The sequence below is a fragment of the Ectothiorhodospira mobilis genome, from assembly GCF_016584115.1.
Taxonomy (GTDB): Bacteria; Pseudomonadota; Gammaproteobacteria; order Ectothiorhodospirales; family Ectothiorhodospiraceae; genus Ectothiorhodospira; species Ectothiorhodospira mobilis.
Genome location: NZ_NRSK01000006.1, coordinates 17,518 through 34,846 on the forward strand (window position 1 = coordinate 17,518; position 17,329 = coordinate 34,846).

Annotated in this window: 17 protein-coding genes; 7 read left to right on the forward strand and 10 right to left on the reverse strand. The window is 69.6% G+C overall.

All coding sequences use genetic code 11. The features are described from left to right. Positions 1 to 5: 5 nt before the first annotated feature. Entirely contained in the window at positions 6 to 977 is a 972-nt protein-coding gene (locus CKO33_RS03875; protein ID WP_200179503.1) for a Nudix family hydrolase, read from the forward strand. Positions 978 to 1,044: 67 nt separating this feature from the next. On the opposite strand, the gene zapD is transcribed toward CKO33_RS03875, so the two are convergent. The 8 genes from zapD to CKO33_RS03915 all read right to left on the reverse strand — a co-directional run bounded on the left by zapD (position 1,045) and on the right by CKO33_RS03915 (position 9,708). After that, a complete protein-coding gene (gene zapD, locus CKO33_RS03880) occupies positions 1,045 to 1,887 on the reverse strand; it encodes a cell division protein ZapD (protein ID WP_200179504.1) in 843 nt (280 codons plus the stop codon). Positions 1,888 to 1,914: 27 nt separating this feature from the next. Then, positions 1,915 to 2,556 carry a dephospho-CoA kinase gene (gene coaE, locus CKO33_RS03885; RefSeq protein ID WP_200179505.1) on the reverse strand — a complete coding sequence of 214 codons (642 nt, stop codon included), beginning with the start codon at positions 2,554 to 2,556 and terminating at the stop codon, positions 1,915 to 1,917. After that, positions 2,556 to 3,434, reverse strand: a complete 879-nt coding sequence (locus CKO33_RS03890; protein WP_200179506.1) for a prepilin peptidase — start codon at positions 3,432 to 3,434, stop codon at positions 2,556 to 2,558. The genes coaE and CKO33_RS03890 overlap by 1 nt, the downstream gene beginning before the upstream one ends. Next, entirely contained in the window at positions 3,431 to 4,639 is a 1,209-nt protein-coding gene (locus tag CKO33_RS03895) for a type II secretion system F family protein (protein WP_200179507.1), read from the reverse strand. Before CKO33_RS03895 ends, CKO33_RS03890 begins: the two co-directional genes overlap by 4 nt. A 3-nt stretch (positions 4,640 to 4,642) precedes the next feature. Then, positions 4,643 to 6,358 carry a type IV-A pilus assembly ATPase PilB gene (gene pilB / locus CKO33_RS03900; RefSeq protein WP_200179508.1) on the reverse strand — a complete coding sequence of 572 codons (1,716 nt, stop codon included), beginning with the start codon at positions 6,356 to 6,358 and terminating at the stop codon, positions 4,643 to 4,645. A gap of 68 nt (positions 6,359 to 6,426) precedes the next feature. Then, on the reverse strand, positions 6,427 to 7,770 hold the full coding sequence (locus CKO33_RS03905) for a sigma-54-dependent transcriptional regulator (RefSeq protein WP_200179509.1): 1,344 nt from the start codon (positions 7,768 to 7,770) through the stop codon (positions 6,427 to 6,429). A gap of 21 nt (positions 7,771 to 7,791) precedes the next feature. Further along, positions 7,792 to 9,432, reverse strand: coding sequence for a sensor histidine kinase (locus CKO33_RS03910; protein ID WP_200179510.1), 1,641 nt, complete (start codon positions 9,430 to 9,432; stop codon positions 7,792 to 7,794). 36 nt (positions 9,433 to 9,468) lie between these two features. Then, on the reverse strand, positions 9,469 to 9,708 hold the full coding sequence (locus tag CKO33_RS03915; protein ID WP_200179512.1) for a PP0621 family protein: 240 nt from the start codon (positions 9,706 to 9,708) through the stop codon (positions 9,469 to 9,471). A gap of 127 nt (positions 9,709 to 9,835) precedes the next feature. Here CKO33_RS03915 and sucC point away from each other — a divergent pair, with 127 nt between their 5' ends. The 4 genes from sucC to CKO33_RS03935 all read left to right on the forward strand — a co-directional run bounded on the left by sucC (position 9,836) and on the right by CKO33_RS03935 (position 14,064). Next, positions 9,836 to 10,999, forward strand: a complete 1,164-nt coding sequence (gene sucC, locus CKO33_RS03920) for an ADP-forming succinate--CoA ligase subunit beta (RefSeq protein ID WP_200179514.1) — start codon at positions 9,836 to 9,838, stop codon at positions 10,997 to 10,999. Positions 11,000 to 11,065: 66 nt separating this feature from the next. Next, complete coding sequence (sucD, locus tag CKO33_RS03925; protein ID WP_200179515.1) at positions 11,066 to 11,935, forward strand: succinate--CoA ligase subunit alpha; 870 nt, start codon at positions 11,066 to 11,068, stop codon at positions 11,933 to 11,935. Positions 11,936 to 12,032: 97 nt separating this feature from the next. After that, on the forward strand, positions 12,033 to 13,673 hold the full coding sequence (locus tag CKO33_RS03930; protein WP_439099419.1) for an NAD+ synthase: 1,641 nt from the start codon (positions 12,033 to 12,035) through the stop codon (positions 13,671 to 13,673). Between the two features lie 52 nt (positions 13,674 to 13,725). Continuing rightward, a complete protein-coding gene (locus tag CKO33_RS03935) occupies positions 13,726 to 14,064 on the forward strand; it encodes a P-II family nitrogen regulator (RefSeq protein ID WP_200179519.1) in 339 nt (112 codons plus the stop codon). Between the two features lie 12 nt (positions 14,065 to 14,076). Here the strand turns inward: CKO33_RS03935 and CKO33_RS03940 are convergent, their stop codons facing one another. Both CKO33_RS03940 and CKO33_RS03945 read right to left on the reverse strand, forming a co-directional pair. Then, the gene (locus CKO33_RS03940; protein ID WP_200179521.1) at positions 14,077 to 14,598 is read right to left on the reverse strand and encodes a nitroreductase family protein; all 522 of its coding nucleotides are present in this window, start codon (positions 14,596 to 14,598) and stop codon (positions 14,077 to 14,079) included. Between the two features lie 25 nt (positions 14,599 to 14,623). After that, positions 14,624 to 15,415, reverse strand: coding sequence for an outer membrane protein assembly factor BamD (locus tag CKO33_RS03945; RefSeq protein ID WP_242472456.1), 792 nt, complete (start codon positions 15,413 to 15,415; stop codon positions 14,624 to 14,626). A gap of 93 nt (positions 15,416 to 15,508) precedes the next feature. On the opposite strand from CKO33_RS03945, the gene rluD reads away from it, so the two are divergent. Together rluD and CKO33_RS03955 are read left to right on the forward strand one after the other, a co-directional pair. Beyond that, complete coding sequence (gene rluD, locus CKO33_RS03950) at positions 15,509 to 16,480, forward strand: 23S rRNA pseudouridine(1911/1915/1917) synthase RluD (RefSeq protein ID WP_200179525.1); 972 nt, start codon at positions 15,509 to 15,511, stop codon at positions 16,478 to 16,480. Positions 16,481 to 16,873: 393 nt separating this feature from the next. Further along, a complete protein-coding gene (locus tag CKO33_RS03955) occupies positions 16,874 to 17,257 on the forward strand; it encodes a magnesium transporter MgtE N-terminal domain-containing protein (protein WP_200179526.1) in 384 nt (127 codons plus the stop codon). The last annotated feature ends 72 nt before the right edge of the window (positions 17,258 to 17,329 follow it).

Sequence of the window (17,329 nt, forward strand, 5' to 3'; positions counted from 1 at the left end):
CGTCCATGACCGCACCCCGTTGCCTTGACGTCGCCATCGGCGTGATCCGTGATCCGGGCGGGGCCTGTCTCGTGGCCCGCCGTCCCCGGGATCTGCCCCAGGGCGGGCTGTGGGAGTTCCCCGGCGGTAAGGTGGCCCCGGGGGAGTCACCGGCCCGGGCCCTGGCGCGGGAACTGGACGAGGAACTGGGGATCCTGCCCCGGCGGGCGCTGCCGCTGATCACCGTGACCCATGACTACCCCGGGCGGCGCGTGCGCCTGCATGGGTTCACGGTCCACGGCTATGCCGGCACCCCCCGGGGCCGGGAGGGGCAACCCCTGCGCTGGGTGGCCGTGCAGGACCTGCCGGGGCTGGATTTCCCCGCCGCCAACCGGCCCATCCTGCGGGCCCTGACCCTGCCGGACCGCTACCTGATCACCCCGGAGCCTCTGGATCCCGAGGGGTTGCTGCGGGGGCTCGCCCGCACCCTGGCGACGGGGACGGTGCGGTTGGTGCAGTTGCGGGCCCCGGCCCGGACGCAGGCGGAAGTGCTGGCCCTGGCGCGGGAGGCGGTGCCCCTCTGCCACCGCCATGGGGCCCGGATCCTGCTCAATGCCGATCCGGAGACGGCGAGTGCGGCGGGTGCCGACGGCGTCCATCTCAACGGGGTCCGGCTGGCCCGATGGGCCGCCAGGGGGCTGCGGCCGCAGGGTGGGGGGCTGGTGGCCGCCTCCGTGCACGATGAAGTCTCTTTGGAGCAGGCCCGGTGTCTGGGGTGTGACTGGATCGTGATCTCCCCGGTGGCCCCCACCGCCACCCATCCGGGGGGCAAGCCCCTGGGCTGGAACCGGTTTGCGGAACTGGCGCGGGCGGCCGGCTGCCCCGCCTATGCCCTGGGGGGCATGACCCCGGCGCATATCCCCCGGGCCCGGGCCTGCGGTGGCCAGGGCGTGGCGGGGATCCGTGGCCTGTGGCAGGGGGAGGCGGCCGGCGGGTGAACCCGATGCGTGCGCCGGGGCCCTGGGGCGATCCGGGGATGCATCCTCCGGGGTTCCATGCAGGGGATTACAGGGCGCAGCAGGTGAGGACGAAATCCACGTCCCGGTTACACTGCGGGGCGCGGCTGCGCAGGTCCTCCGGTTCCAGAAAGCGCACGTTGAACCGCTGCCGGCCGGCGCTGATCTCGGGATAGCAGGGGGCGTTCTGCGGCAGGGCGATGCGGATCATCTGCCAGGGCTGGCCGGGGTCCAGGGTCTGCTCGTGGAAGCCCTGGGTCGCCGTCAGCTCCCTGGGATGGCCGCTGTCGCGCACCAGCTTGAGGATCAGGTCCACCGCCTCCTGCACCACGGAGAAGGGGGCCGCCCACTCCTCCAGTTGCCGCCGGCGTTCCGCCGCCGGGCGCATCAGCCAGAAGTGGTAGGCCGGCAGATCGAAGTCGCAGGTCCCCCCGGGGATGGCCGCCCGCTGGCGGATGCTGTTGAAGAAATCGCTGCCCTTGACTGCCTGATCCAGCTGGCCGCTCAGGGTGTGGATGGATTCGATGAGGCGGCGCTGCTGTTCCATCACCTCCTGCAGCCGCCGGGTGTCCACCCCGGGGTCCTCCGCGAGCCGGCTGAAATGGGCCACCTGGCGCTCCAGTTCCTTCATGAGCTCGCGCTTGAGATCCACCCGGTGGGTGAGATTGATCAGTTCGATCAGGGTGAGCAGGTAATGGTGGGTGTCCGGACCACTGTCCTGCTGCAGGCTGTGCCGGAAGCGCTGCATCAGCACCTCCAGGCGCATGAACAGGCGCATGCGCTCGTGCAGGGGTTGTTCGTAGATGACGGAACCCTTCACGGCTGGACACGGTGGCGGTGGCTGGGGCGCATGATCTCTATTTTCTGTTCTGCGGCCGAAATTCACAAACATGTCGTCACCTCGACCCGGCAAGGCCGGTCACCGGTCCCCGGTGGTGGCGGCCCATTCCAGGTAGCGGCGGTGCAGGGCCTCCACCCGTGGCTCCAGTTCGCCGGGCGGGCCGCTGTTGTCGAGGATGTCATCCGCGGCCTCCAGCCGCTGTCCCCGTGGGGCCTGGGCCTCCAGGATGGCCTGGATCTGCTGTGGCGATACACCGTCCCGCGCACCGGCGCGCTGCCGCTGCAGGGCCTCGGGACAATCCACCACCAGCACCCGGTCCACGCGGTGCTGCATCCCGGACTCCACCAGAAGGGGGACCACCAACAGGCAATAGGGGGCCTTAGTTGTTGATTTTTGGTGATCTATGGCCTCCCAGATCATAGGGTGAAGGATTCCCTCCAGTCTGTGACGGGCTTGGCTGTTCCGGAACACCAGATCCCGGAGGGCGGCCCGGTCCAGCCGTCCCTGCGGGTCCAGGATGCACTTGCCAAAGGCCTCCACCAGGGCCTTCAGCCCGGGGGTGCCCGGGGCCACCACCTGCCGGGCCACCTGATCGGCATCGATGACTCCGGCACCGCGGGTCTCGAACAGCCGGGCCACGGTGGACTTGCCGCTGCCGATGCCGCCGGTGAGACCGACGGTGAAGGGGGGATTGCGGGATGGCGCGGGCCCCTGGGACATCACCAGGCCAGGCCCGCGCCGCGCAGGTAGGCCGCCACCAGGGGTTCGCCCCAGAGCAGGGCGATCCAGCCGGCGGCGGCCAGGTAGGGGCCGAAGGGAATGGGCAGTTCCCGGTCGCGTCCGCGCACCACGATCAGGGCGATGCCCACCAGAGCCCCCACCAGGGAGGCCAGGAGGATGATCAGTGGCAGCATCTGCCAGCCCAGCCAGGCCCCCAGCAGGGCGAAAAGCTTGAAGTCGCCGTAGCCCATGCCCTCCTTGCCGGTGAGCAGGCGGAAGGCCTGGTACACGCCCCACAGGCTGAGGTAGCCGAGCACCGCCCCCAGCAGGCTGCTGGTGGGATCGGTGAAGACCACCCCCAGGTTGACCAGCAGTCCGAGCCAGAGCACCGGCAGGGTGAGGGCATCCGGCAGCAACGTGGTGCGCAGGTCGATCACCGCCAGGGCCAGCAGGCTCCAGGTGAGGGCCAGGGCGGCCGCCCCGGCCCAGGTGACCCCGAAATGGGCGATCACCGCCACGGAGAGCACCGCCGTCACCCCCTCCACCAGGGGGTACTGGGGCGAGATGCGGGCGCGGCAGGCGGCGCAGCGCCCGCGCAGCACCAGATAGCTGAGCAGGGGGATGTTCTCCAGCGGGCCGATGCGGTGACCGCAGGCGGGGCAGCGGGACGCGGGCACCAGCAGGTTGAACGGGCCCTCGCTCTGTTCTCCGGCCCCCTCCTCCTGTCCCAGCCAGGCGCGGGCCTCGTGCTGCCATTGGCGTTCCACCATCACCGGCAGGCGGTGGATGACCACGTTGAGGAAGCTTCCGATCACCACCCCCAGCAGGGCGGTGGCGCCAAGGATCCAGGCGGGATGCAGGGCGAGCAGATCCGTCATACCACCGACCCCAGCTGGAAGATGGGCAGATACATGGCGATCACCAGGCCGCCCACCACGATCCCCAGGAAGGCCATGATCATGGGCTCCATGAGGCTGGAGAGGGCGTCCACCATGTTGTCCACCTCCTCCTCGTAGAAGTCCGCCACCTTGCCCAGCATCTCGTCCAGGGAGCCGGATTCCTCGCCGATGGCCACCATCTGCACCACCATGTTGGGGAAGACGCTGGTGTCGCGCATGGCCTGCTGCAGCTGGGTGCCGCCGGCGGTCGCGTCGCGCATGCGCATGGTGGCCTCGTAGTAGAGGGCATTGCCGGTGGCCCCGGCCACCGACTGCATGGCCTCTACCAGGGGGACGCCGGCGGAGAACATGGTGGCGAGGGTGCGGGCGAAGCGGGCGATGGCCGCCTTGCGCAGCAGTTCACCCACCACCGGGATGCGCAGGGAGAGCAGGTCCAGTTGCCGGCGAAAACCGGCGGAGCGCTTGCGCGCCTGGGTGAAGGCGACCGCGGCCAGGGCGATGCCGCCGAAGATGGCCCACCAGTAGGCCTGGAAGAACTCGGAGATGCCGATGACAAAGCGGGTGAAGACCGGCAGGTCGGCCCCGAAGCCGCGGAACAGGTCCTGGAACTGGGGCACCACGAAGATCAGCAGGATGGCGGTGACGATGAAGGCCACCACGATCACCGCCGCCGGGTAGAACATGGCCTTTTTGATCTTGGCCTTGAGGGATTCGGTCTTCTCCTTGTAGGTGGCGATGCGGTTCAGCAGGGTCTCCAGGGCCCCGGACTGCTCGCCGGCGCTCACCAGGTTGACCACCAGGTCGTCGAACTGCAGGGGATGCCTGCGCAGGGCACTGGCGAAGGTGGAGCCGCCCTCCACATCCGACTTGATGCGGATGATGAGCTCCTGCATGGAGGGGTTCTCGTGCCCGCGTCCCACGATCTCGAAGGCCTGCACCAGGGGGACCCCGGCGCTCATCATGGTGGACATCTGGCGCAGGAAGACCGCCACGTCCTTGGGCGTGATCTTCTTCCTGCCCCCGAACAGGGGCTTGGGCTTCTTGCGGATCTTCAGGGGATTGATGCCCTGGCGCCGGAGCTCGGCCTTGGCCAGGTTCTCGCTGGTGGCGCTGGTCTCCCCCTTGACCCGCACCCCCTTCTTGTCCACCCCTTCCCAGATAAAGATCGTGGTTGACTCAGCCATGGCTTAGTCCTTGGTGACGCGGTTGATCTCTTCGAGGCTGGTGACGCCCGCCTTGACCTTGAGCAGCCCGGCGCGGCGCAGGTCGTCCACCCCCTCGCTGCGTGCCTGTTCCGCCAGCTGCATGGCGTTGCCCCCCTCCAGGATCATGCGCTGCATGGACTCGGATACGGGCAGGACCTGATAGATGCCCACCCGGCCCTTGTAACCCATGGTGCAGCGGTCGCAGCCCACGGGCCGGTACAGGGTGATCCCCTGGTCCACTTCCTCCTCGGTGAAGCCCTCCTCCAGCAGCACCTCCCTTGGCACCTCCTCCGGGGCCTTGCAATGATTGCACAGGCGCCGTGCCAGCCGCTGGGCAATGATCAGCAGGATGGAGGAGGCGATGTTGTAGGCGGGCACGCCCATGTTGGCCAGCCGGGTGAGGGTCTGGGGGGCATCGTTGGTGTGCAGGGTGGAGAGCACCAGGTGCCCCGTCTGCGCCGCCTTGATGGCGATCTCCGCCGTCTCCAGGTCGCGGATCTCCCCCACCATGATCACATCCGGGTCCTGGCGCAGGAAGGCGCGCAGGGCGCTGGCGAAGGTGAGCCCCACCTTGGGGTTGACGTTCACCTGATTGATGCCGGGCATGTTGATCTCCGCCGGGTCCTCGGCGGTGGAGATGTTGCGGTCCGGGGTGTTGAGGATGCCCAGGCCCGTGTACAGGGACACGGTCTTGCCCGAGCCCGTGGGGCCGGTGACCAGGATCATGCCGTAGGGCTTGTTCAGGGCATCCAGGTAGAGCTGTTTCTGGTGGGGCTCGTAGCCCAGTTCGTCGATGCCCAGAAAGGCGCTGGTGGGGTCCAGGATACGCAGCACCACCTTTTCGCCGTAGAGGGTGGGGCAGGTGTTGACGCGAAAGTCGATGGCCCGGTTGCGCGAGAGCTGCATCTTGATGCGCCCGTCCTGGGGGATGCGCCGCTCGGAGATGTCCATGCGGGAGAGGACCTTGATGCGGGCGATGATGCGCGGCGCCAGGTTCACCGGGGGATGGGCCACCTCGGTGAGCACCCCGTCCATGCGAAAGCGCACACGGAATTCCCGCTCGTAGGGTTCGAAGTGGATGTCCGAGGCCTTCTTGTTGATGGCGTCCAGCATGACCTTGTTGACGAAGCGCACCACCGGGGTGTCGTCCAGCTCGCTCTCGGAGACCTCCGGTCCCTTGTCGTCCTCATCGCTCTTGAGCTGGAGGTCGTCCAGGTCCTCGTCCATGAGGCCTTCCATCATGTTGCGGGAGTCGTTGAGGCTGTCCTCGATGAGCCGGGCGAGTTTGTCCTGCTCCACCAGCACCGGCTCGGTGGCGATGCCGGTGTTGAACTTGATCTCGTCCAGGGCGGTGAGATTCATGGGATCGGCCAGGCCCACGAACAGCCGGTTGCCCCGGCGGTACAGGGGCAGGGCCTGGTGCTGGCGCACCAGCTTCTCGTCCACCAGGTTGCGGGGCAGGTGCTCCCGGTCCAGGGCCTCCAGGTCGAACACCGGCGTGCCGAATTCCTCCGAGGCCGCCTGGGCCAGATCGCGGGCGTTCACCAGCTTCTCGTCCACCAGGCAGGCCACCAGGGGGACGCGCTTCTTGCGTGCCTGTTCCATGGCCCGGTTGGCGTCGGACTCGCTGAGGAGTCCGTCCTGGACCAGTCTGCGGGCGAGGCCGCTGAGGGGCAGGGAGCTGGCGGGTGTCGACATGGCGGACCGTTCTGGGTGTGGATTGGGGATGGGGGCTTCACGCAGCCCTGGTCAGGTGTCCGGCGGCGTCAGTCATCGTCGAGCCCCAGCTGTTGCAAACGAAAGCGCATCTGACGCCGGGTCAGGCCCAGCAGGCGGGCCGCGGCGGTGGCCTCGCCGCCACTGCGTTCCAGGGCCTGGAGGACGGCCTGTTTCTCCTCCGAGACCAGCCGCGTCTCCAGGGATTCGCCGCAGGCCCGGGCAGGGGGGATCTCCATGGCGGTGGGAAACTGCAGGTCCTCCGGGCCGATGAGCGTCCCGTCCGAGAGGGTGGCCGCCCGCTCCAGGATGTTCTCCAGCTCGCGCACGTTACCGGGATAGTCGTAGCGCTCCAGTCGCGCCAGGGCCTCGGGGCTGAGCCGCCGCCGCCCCTCCGCCGCGCGCTGCGCCAGGCGCTTCAGGATATGTTCCGCCAGTTGTGGCAGGTCCTCGATGCGCTCCCGCAGGCTGGGCACCCGCAGCTCGATCACATTGAGCCGGTAGAAGAGGTCCTGGCGGAACCGGCCCGCCTGGACCTCCCGGGTGAGGTCCTTGTGGGAGGCGGAGAGGATACGCACGTCCGTGGCGGTCTCTGCCTGGGCCCCCACCGGCCGCACCGCCCGTTCCTGGATGGCCCGCAGGAGCTTCACCTGCATGTGCAGGGGCAGTTCCGCCACCTCGTCGAGGAACAGGGTCCCGCCGTGGGCGGCCTGGAAGAGGCCGGGCCGGTCGGCGGTGGCCCCGGTGAAGCTCCCCTTGACGTGGCCGAAGAACTCGCTCTCCATCAATTCGGTGGGGATGGCGCCGCAGTTCACCGGTACGAACGCCTGGTCCGCGCGCGGCCCCCGGCGGTGGATCTCCCGGGCCACCCGCTCCTTGCCGCTGCCGGATTCCCCGAGAATATAGACCGGGGCCTGGCTGCGCGCCAGCTTGGTCAGGGTCTCCTTCAGCCGGCGCATGGCCGGGGCATCCCCCAGCAGGGGGTCCCCGTCCCCCTCCCGGGGGGACGCCGGCGCGTCCCCGTCCGCGGAGAGCCTCAGTGCCGTGTGCACCAGGTCCCGCAGGGTCTTGAGTTCCACCGGTTTGGAGACGAAATCGAAGGCCCCGGCCTTGAGGGCCTGCACCGCGGTGTCCACGCAGCCGTAGGCCGTGATCACCGCCACCGGCAATCGTGGATGGTGTTCCTGGATGTAGTGCACCAGTTCGATGCCATCCCCGTCCGGCAGGCGCATGTCGGTCAGGCACAGATCGAAGTGGCCGCTCTCCAGAAACCCCCGGGCCTGGGACAATGAATCGGCGGCGCGGGTCTGCAGTTTCATCCGCCCCAGGGTGATCTCCAGCAACTCCCGGATGTCGGGTTCGTCATCGATGATCAGAACGTTGCGGATGCCCATAGGGGTGACGTCGGCCTTGGCTCAGGCGGGCGGGACGGTCCCGCGCGGCTCCTGCGCGGGGAAGCGGATGCGAAAGCAGCTGCCGCCCGTGGGCAGCGGGAGGTATTCCAGTGTCCCCCCATTGTTTTCGCACAGCTCCCGGGCAATGTACAGACCGAGCCCCGTACCCCGGGTGCCGGAGGTGACGAAGGGTTCGAAGAGCTGGCGCAGGATGGCGGGGCTGACCCCATGACCCGCGTCCTGGACGTCCACGAAGGGCCGGGAAGCGGGGGTGTCCACGCCCCCCTGGATGCGGATCTGTGGCGGCTCCCCATCCCGGGTGCCGTAACGCAGGGCGTTCAGGCACAGGTTCCAGAGCACCTGGTGCAGCTGTTCCGGATCGAAGCGCGCCTGCAGGACCTCGGGGCCGAGGCGCACCTCCAGCTGGCTCGGTGCCAGGTGATGATGGGCGCGGAAGTCCCGCGCGAAGGCCTCCAGCCAGGGTCCCAGGTCCAGGGTCTCCGAGCGCGGGGTGGCACGTCGCGACAGCCCCAGGACGTTCTCGATGAGGCGGTTCATGCGCCGGCTCTGGTCCTGGATGATCCCCGCCAGCCGGCGATCCGGGGCCTCCAGGGTGTCGGATTCCCCCAGCAACTGGGCGGCGTGGCTGATGGCCCCCAGGGGGTTGCGGATCTCGTGGGCGATGCTGGCGGTCAGGCGCCCCAGGGAGGCCAGTTTCGCCGCCTGCATCTGGCGGCGAAGCTCCGCCGTGTCCTCCATGAAGATGAGGGTGCCCACGGCCCGGTCCACCCCCAGGCGCGTGAAACGCACCCGCAGCTCCGGACCCTGGGCATCGGCGGGGACGGTGTGCAGGTCCTGGCCTGCGGGGGCCGCCTGCAGCCACTGGCGCCAGGCCGCATCCACCCCGGGGGCGAGGCGTGCCAGCCGGTGTGGCGTTGCGGCGGCCGGGTGCCCCAGCAGGGCCCAGGCCGCCTCGTTGATGAGATAGATCTGGCCGTCGTCGTTGACCACGATGATGCCGGACTGCATGCGTTCGATGATGTGGGCGTTGAGTTCGGCCAGGTTGGCCAGGTCGATGCTGTGGCGCCGCGCCAGGGCCTCGCTCTCCCGCGCCCGGCGCGAGAGCACCAGGGCCAGCAGGGCGGTGGCGAAGAGGCCGGCCCCCAGCAGGCCGGCCTGGGTGAGCCCGGCGTCATCGGAGGGCCCGGTCAGGCCGATGCGCAGTTGGGAGATCAGCAGCGCCAGCGAGGCCAGGGCGGCGAAGAAGAGGGCGGGGCGGCCCGGTGCCAGCAGGCCCAGGCCCGCCACGGCCGGGATGGCCAGCATGCCCAGGCCACTGTCGACGCCGCCACTGGCGTGGTTCAGGACGGTGATCAAGAGCACATCGGCCGTGCCCTGGAGGGGGATCTGCAGCTCCGGTCCGGGGCGCCGCAGGCGGGCCCCGGTGCCGAAGGCCAGGCTCAGGGCCACGTAGAGGGCGGCGGCGGCGAGGAAGAGGCGGGGATGGCTGCTGCCCAGGGCATCCGGGCCCGTGCCCAGGAGCATCAGGGCCAGCAGGAGTCCGGCGACAAAGAGGCGATAGAAGGAAAACAGGCGCAGCGCCCGCCAGGTCTCCTCCGGCGGGCGTCCCGCGGTGAGGCCCAGGGGCGTGTCGCCGCGCATGGCCTGAATGCGTTCGAGGAGTGGCGGCAGGGGCCGTTATTCTCGTGTAGACTCTGGGGACATGGCGAGCCGGCGGTGGTCCTCGGAGCAGTACGCCCGATCGCCGTCGCGCACGGCCTCCTCCTCGGGGACGTGCAGCCCGCAGTAGTCGCAGCGCACCATCCTGCGACTGCCCAGCTGGCCCGGCGTGGGGCGCTTCACGTCGGGGGTGCGCAGCAGCAGGCGCACCACCATGAACAGCAGCACGAGAGAGGCGATGAGAAACAGGATGTGCATCGGTCGCGTGAGCCGGTTTGAGTGATGCGGGAGAAGGTACTACAGAAACGGCGCTGGCGGTGAATCCCGCGACCGGGAGCTGGTCGGTGGTTGTCAGCGAAACCCATCCCTTGGATACTCCGAATACATGAACCTGCACGAGTTTCAGGCCAAGGCCCTGTTCGGCCGTTATGGCATCCCGGTGCCGCAGGGGGTGTGCGTGGGCGATGCCGCCGAGGCGGAGGCGGCCGCCCGTCGTCTGGGGGGGGATGCCTGGGTGGTCAAGGCCCAGGTCCATGCCGGCGGCCGCGGCAAGGCCGGCGGCGTGCGCCGGGTGTCCGGTGCCGCGGCCCTGCGCGAAGCGGTGGATCAGCTGCTGGGCAGCGATCTGGTCACCCCCCAGAGCGGCGGCCGGGGCCTGCCGGTGGACCAGGTCCTGGTGGAGGCCCTCACCGACATCCACCGCGAGCTCTACGTCAGCCTGCTGGTGGACCGGGGCCCCGGCCGGGTGGCGGTGGTGGTCTCCGATGCCGGCGGGATGGATATCGAGGAGGTGGCCGCCCGCACCCCGGAGCGGCTGCTGACTCTGCACGTGGACCCGGTGACCGGGCTCATGCCCTACCAGGGCCGCCGCGCCGCCTTCGCCCTGGGGCTGGAGGGGGGACAGGTGGCCGCCTTCACGGACCTGCTCACCCGTCTCTACGATCTTTTCGTCTCCAGCGACGCCAGCCTGGTGGAGATCAACCCCCTGGTGGTGACGGGGGACGGGGCGCTGGTGGCCCTGGACGCCAAGGTCAACGTGGACGACAACGCCCTGTACCGCCATTCGGATCTGGCGGCGTTGCGGGATATCCGTCAGGAGGACCCCCGTGAGGCCCGCGCCCGGGAGCACGAACTCAACTACGTGCGCCTGGACGGTAACATCGGCTGCATGGTCAACGGCGCTGGCCTGGCCATGGCCACCATGGACCTGATCCAGTTGCACGGCGGCGCCCCCGCCAACTTCCTGGACGTGGGCGGCGGCACCACCGCGGCCCGGGTGACCGAGGCCTTCAAGCTGATCCTCTCCGACGAGGCCGTGCGGGCCGTCTTCGTCAATATCTTCGGGGGCATCGTGCGCTGTGATCTCATCGCCGAGGGCATCATCGCCGCGGTGCAGGAGGTGCATGTGGAGGTGCCGGTGGTGGTGCGCCTGGAGGGCACCAGGGTGGAGGAGGGGCGGCGCCTGCTGGCGGAGAGCGGGTTCAATATCATCACCGCCCGGGGCCTCACCGACGGGGCCCGCCGGGTGGTGGAGGCGGCCGGGGACTGATCCGGGGCGCAACACCCAGGGCGGCGCCCGTGCCGCATGCGACGACGAGGCCGACGCGGACCTTCCATGAGCATCCTGATCGACAAGCACACCCGGGTCATCTGCCAGGGCTTCACCGGCCGGCAGGGGACCTTCCATTCCGAGCAGTCCATGGCCTACGGCACCCGTATGGTGGGTGGCGTCACCCCCGGCAAGGGGGGGCAGCGCCACCTGGGCCTGCCGGTGTTCGACACCGTGTCCGAGGCCGTGGAACAGGCCGGGGCCGAGGCCACCATGATCTACGTGCCGGCCGCCTTCGCCGCCGATGCCATCCTGGAGGCGGCGGATGCCGGCATCCGGGTCATCGTCTGCATCACCGAAGGGATCCCGGTGCAGGACATGCTCAAGGTGCACGCCGCCCTGCAGGGGCGGGATGTGCACCTCATCGGCCCCAACTGCCCCGGTATCATCACCCCCGGGGAGTGCAAGATCGGCATCATGCCGGGCCATATCCACACCCCCGGCCGGGTGGGCATCGTCTCCCGCTCCGGCACCCTCACCTACGAGGCGGTGCAGCAGACCACGGAGACCGGGCTCGGGCAGAGCACCTGTGTGGGCATCGGCGGCGACCCCATCCAGGGGATGGACTTCGTGGACTGCCTGGAACAGTTCCAGCAGGACGAGGGCACGGAGGGGATCATCCTGGTGGGGGAGATCGGCGGCACCGCCGAGGAGGTCGCCGCCGATTATATCCGGGCCCATGTGACCAAGCCGGTGGTGGCCTACATCGCCGGCGTGACGGCCCCCCCGGGGCGGCGCATGGGCCATGCCGGGGCCATCGTCTCCGGGGGGCAGGGCACGGCCGACCAGAAGTTCGCCGCCCTGGAGGCAGCCGGGGTGACGGTGGTGCGCTCCCCGGCGGACATGGGCCGGCAGATGCAGGCCCTGCTGGTCTGACCCCCTCCGCAACCGGCCGCACTCCGGTCCCGACCCGTTCCCCGGGTGGGGCCTTATCCTTCCTTTGCTGCGTACCGCCATGGACCGATCCCCTGACCTGCAAATGACCCAGCCGATCCGCATCGCCCTGGCCCAGGTGAACCTCCTGGTGGGCGACGTGGAAGGCAACGCCGAGCGCATCATCGCCGCCGCCCGTGAGGCCCGGGACCAGGACGGGGCCACCCTGGTGATGTTCCCCGAACTGGCCCTCACCGGTTATCCCCCCGAGGACCTGCTGCTGCGCAAGAGCCTGCTGCAGCGGGTCTCCCGGGCCCTGGAACTGGTGGCCCGGGAGACCCGGGGCATCGATTGCCTGCTGGGGCTGCCCATGGAGGATGAACAGGGATTGTTCAACAGCGCCGTGCTCCTGCGGGACGGGGAGGTGGCGGCGCGCTATGACAAGCAGATCCTGCCCAACTACAGCGTCTTCGACGAGAAACGCTACTTCCAGCCCGGACGGGAGGCCTGTGTCGTGGACGTGGGCGGCATCCCCATGGGGGTGACCGTCTGCGAGGACATCTGGGCACCGGGGCCGGCGACCCGGGCCCGGGAGGCGGGGGCTGAACTGATCCTCAATATCAACGCCTCACCCTATCACCTGGGCAAGCACGATGAGCGGGTCCAGGTGTTGGGGGCCCGGGTGCGGGAGACGGGGCTGCCCCTGCTCTACGTCAATCTGGTGGGGGGACAGGACGAACTGGTGTTCGACGGCCATTCCCTGGCCATGGACGCCAGCGGCGAACTGTGCCTGGCAGCGCCCCCCTGGCGGGAGCACCGGGCGGTGCTGGAGGTGTACCGACAGGACGGGCGGGTACGGCTTCGCGGCGGGCTGATGGCCCCGCCCCAGCCCGCCGAGGCCAGTCTCTACGACGCCCTGGTCCTGGGGGTGCGGGACTACGTCAACAAGAATGGCTTCAAGGGGGTGGTGCTGGGACTCTCCGGCGGCATCGACTCGGCCCTGGCCCTGTGCATCGCCGTGGATGCCCTGGGGCCGCAGGCGGTGGAGGCCATCATGATGCCCTACCGTTACACCGCGGACATGAGCCGGGAGGATGCCCGTGCCCAGGCCCGGCTGCTGGGGGTGCACTTTCGCGAGATCCCCATCGCCCCCATGGTGGAGGCCTTCATGGACAGTCTGGCGGAGGCCTTCTCCGGGCTGGCGGCGGACACCACCGAGGAGAATATCCAGGCCCGCTGCCGGGGAACCATCCTCATGGCCTTCTCCAACAAGACCGGGCGCATGCTCCTCACCACCGGCAACAAGAGCGAGCTGGCCGTGGGCTATGCCACCCTCTACGGCGACATGGCCGGGGGGTTTGCCCCCCTCAAGGATGTCTCCAAGCTCTGGGTCTACCGCCTGGCCCGGTTCCGCAATGCCCGGGGGCCGGCCATCCCCCAGCGGGTCATCGATCGTCCCCCGTCGGCGGAACTGGCCCCGGAGCAGCGGGACGAGGACAGCCTGCCCCCCTATACGGTGCTGGATCCCATCCTGGAGCGCTTTGTGGAGCAGGACCAGTCCTTTGGCCAGATCGTGGAGGCGGGGTTTGATGCGACCGTGGTGCGCCGGGTCATCGGCCTGGTGCTGCGCAATGAGTACAAGCGCCGCCAGGCCCCGCCGGGGGTGCGGGTGACGCGCCGCGCCTTCGGCAAGGACCGGCGCTATCCCATTACATCCGGCTATGGGCGGCTGCTAAAATGATTCGTTTGTGGCATGTTGGCCGCCTCCATGACTGCTCAGGAAAACGGATCCCATGAAGAAGATCGAAGCCATCATCAAGCCGTTCAAGCTCGAGGACGTGCGCGAGGCGCTGATGGAGATCGGCGTTACCGGCCTCACCGCCACCGAGGTGAAGGGCTTCGGGCGACAGAAGGGCCATACCGAACTCTACCGCGGGGCCGAGTACGTGGTGGATTTCATCCCCAAGGTGAAGCTGGAGATCGGCGTGGACGACGGCCTCGTGGATGCCTGTGTCGAGGCCATCCTCAAGGCCGCGCGCACCGGAAAGATCGGCGACGGCAAGATCTTCGTCAGTGATATGGAGCGGGCCATCCGCATCCGCACCGGCGAGGAGAACAGCGACGCCCTCTGAGGGCAGGGCCGCCTAGCGGCGGCTCACCACCTCGTCCAGGGGCCGCCGGTGGGATTCCTCCGGCAGTTCCGCCGGGTAGCCGATGCACAGCAGGGCCACGGGGCGCAGCCCCGGTTGCAGATCCAGTGCCTGCAGTACGGCGGCCTCGTCGAAGAAGCCCACCCAGGTGGACCCGAGGCCCGCGGCCACGGCGGCCAGTTGCGCGTAGGCGGCGGCGATGGTGGCGTCCTGCAGGGCGAACAGATCCCGACCCCGCTGCCCGTACTGCTGTCCGGCACGCTCGGCATCGGTGCAGAAGACCAGGGTGACCGGGGCCTGGGCCACGAAGGCCTGGCCATTGGCGGCCTGCATGAGCCGCCCGCGCAGTTCCGGGTCGCTCACGCAGACGATGCGATAGGACTGCAGGTCCCCGGCAGAGGGGGCGGCCACCGCCGTCTCCAGGATGGCATGCAGCTTCTCGGGCTCCACCGGCATGTCCGCCTGATAGCGTCGCACGGAATGGCGGTGCCGGACCGTCTGAAAGAAATTCCACATGCCGGCGTTCTCCTCGTGGTGTGGGTCAGCCTTCGTCCTGCGGGGTGGACCCGGCCGCCGCCTGGCGCAGCCCCGCGGCCCGCTCCGGGAAGTTCTCCTCCAGGACCCGCAGGGCGTCCTGCGAAAGGTCCTCCAGGCCCAGGTGGCGGTAGGCCCGTACCATGACCGTCAGGGCATCGGGTACGGCCTGGGCCCCGGCGTAGTGTTCCACCACGTAGGCACCCCGCCGGGCCGCGGCCAGCCAGGCACCCCGGCGCATGTAGTGCCCGGCCACATGCATCTCGTGGGCCGCCAGCTGATTGCGCAGATGGACCATGCGCTCGCGGGCGTCCCTGGCATAGCGGCTGTCCGGGTAGCGGCGCACCACGGTGCCGAAGTCCTCAAAGGCCTGCTGCAGGGGGTTGGCATCGCGCCGCGCCGGGTCGCGGTTGAACAGGCGGTCCAGGATGCCCGGTTCGGGGCCGGCGTTCACCCGTCCCCGCAGGTAATAGGCATAGTCCACATGGGGGTGGCGGGGGTTCATGCGCAGGAAACGGTCGATGGCGGCCAGGGCCATCTCCGGTTCCTGGGCCTTGTGGTAGGCGTAGGCGATCTCCAGCTGCGCCTGCTGGGCGTAGGGGCCGAAGGGGTAGCGGGCCTCCAGGGTCTCGTAATGGGATACGGCCTGCTCGTAGTTGCCCCGCTCCAGGGCGGCCTGGGCCTCCTCGTAGAAGCGCTGGGCGGACCAATCCTCCTTGGGGTCCTGCCCCATGGCGGCACAGCCCACCGCCAGGAGGGGCAGCAGGGCCGTTAAGATGAGACGTGCAACAGCAGACATGGGATCCATGGGGGTGCGAATGATCGAGTTCCACGAGTATAACCGACCTGCGGCGGTGCGGTCTTCAGGCCCTGGGGCGGGGGATGGCCTGTCATGAGTACCGAGCGCATCGACCTGGATGCCCGCATCCCCGAGGAGATGTCCGGGCAGCGCCTGGACGCGGCCCTGGCCCGGGTTTTCCCCGACTATTCCCGCAGCCGCATCCGCCAGTGGATCGATGCCGGCCGGGTGCAGGTGGCGGGGCAGGTGCGCCGTCCCCGCGACCGGGTGACCGGTGGCGAGGCGGTGGTCATCAGGGCGGTCCTGGAGACCGCCGCGCAGGATCCCGCCGAGGATCTGCCCCTGGACATCGTGCACGAGGACGCGGCCCTGCTGGTGGTGCACAAGCCGCCGGGTCTGGTGGTGCATCCGGCGGCGGGGCATCCCAGCGGCACCCTGCTCAATGCCCTGCTGCACCACGCCCCGGAGGTGGGGGCGCTGCCCCGGGCGGGTCTGGTCCACCGCCTGGACAAGGATACCTCCGGGCTGCTGGTGGTGGCCCGCACCCTGGAGGCCCACACCGAGCTGGTGCGCCAGTTGCAGGCCCGTACGATGGGGCGGGAGTACCTGGCCCTGGTGCAGGGGGAGTTGGTGGCCGGGGGCCGGATCGAGGCCCCCGTGGGGCGCCACCCCGTGGACCGCAAGCGCATGGCCGTGGTCCCGGGGGGGCGTTTCGCCGTGACCCATTACCGGGTGGAGGCCCGTCTGAACGGATTCACCCTGCTGCGGGTGCGCCTGGAGACGGGGCGCACCCACCAGATCCGGGTGCACATGGCCCACCTGCGCCATCCCATCGTCGGCGATCCCGTCTATGGCGGACGCATGCGCCCGCCCCCGGGTCTGGGGGAGGAGGCCCTTGCGGCCCTGCAGGGCTTTCACCGCCAGGCCCTGCACGCCGCCCGCCTGAGCCTGGAGCATCCCCTCTCGGGGGAACGGGTGAGCTGGGAGGTGCCCCTGCCCGGGGACATGGCCGGACTGCTGACGGCCCTGGGGGAGGGGCTTCCCAACCCCGCCCACGGGGGGTAAGATTCCGCTTCCGGCGGTGCGTCCGCCGGTACTTCTGAGGCAACAGAGGCTTGATTGTCGATGGACAGTTGTTGTAGCCGCATGCGTGGCGAGGCCGTCCAGGGTCTGCTGCCGGCATGCCGCGTGCATCTCCAGGGGGCTTCCCGGACGCGGTGATCCCGCCCCACGGGCGCCCTGGATGATCCGGCATGGCCGGTTCCGGGGAAGCCCGATCTTCCCACGAGGTATGCACAACCGGCTCCGCGGGCCCGCCCGGCGGAGTGGGAGGGGAGGACAACGTCCCCTTCCCGTGCAGCCCTTTCCCCGGAAAAACCCGGACCTCTCCTCCCGCGCATGCCCTGCGTGGCTGCGTGTCGTAACCGCAACCCGCCCGAGGCGGCGGAGGAGAGCACCATGACCCGAATCACCCACAACATCATCCGGATCTTCGGTCCGTTCCGCCGTGCCCCGGCGGGAACCGCCGGTCCGGCCCGGTCCGCCCGGATCGCAGCCCCGGATCCCCAGGCCGAGGAGGTGACCCGCGCCTGGCGTCGCGGCGCCTTCGGCACGGCGCGCCTCGCCTTCCTGGGCCTGGCGGAGGCATCGCAGATCCGCGTCCTGCAGTCCATGGAACCCGGCGAACTGCGCCGGCTGGGCAGCGGTCTGCCGGCGGCCACCGTGATCCGCCTCTGCGAGCGGCTGCCGCGGGAGCGGCGGCATCCCCTGCTGCAGGCCCTGCCGCGACAGCGGCGGCGTGCCCGGGACGGGCTGACGGAGAGGCAGCCCGGTCGTGTCTGAGGCGGGGCCATCCCCCCGTCATTCCGCCGTGGCATTCTGGGACGGGGTTGCCCCGTCCCCGAGGCCCACCCT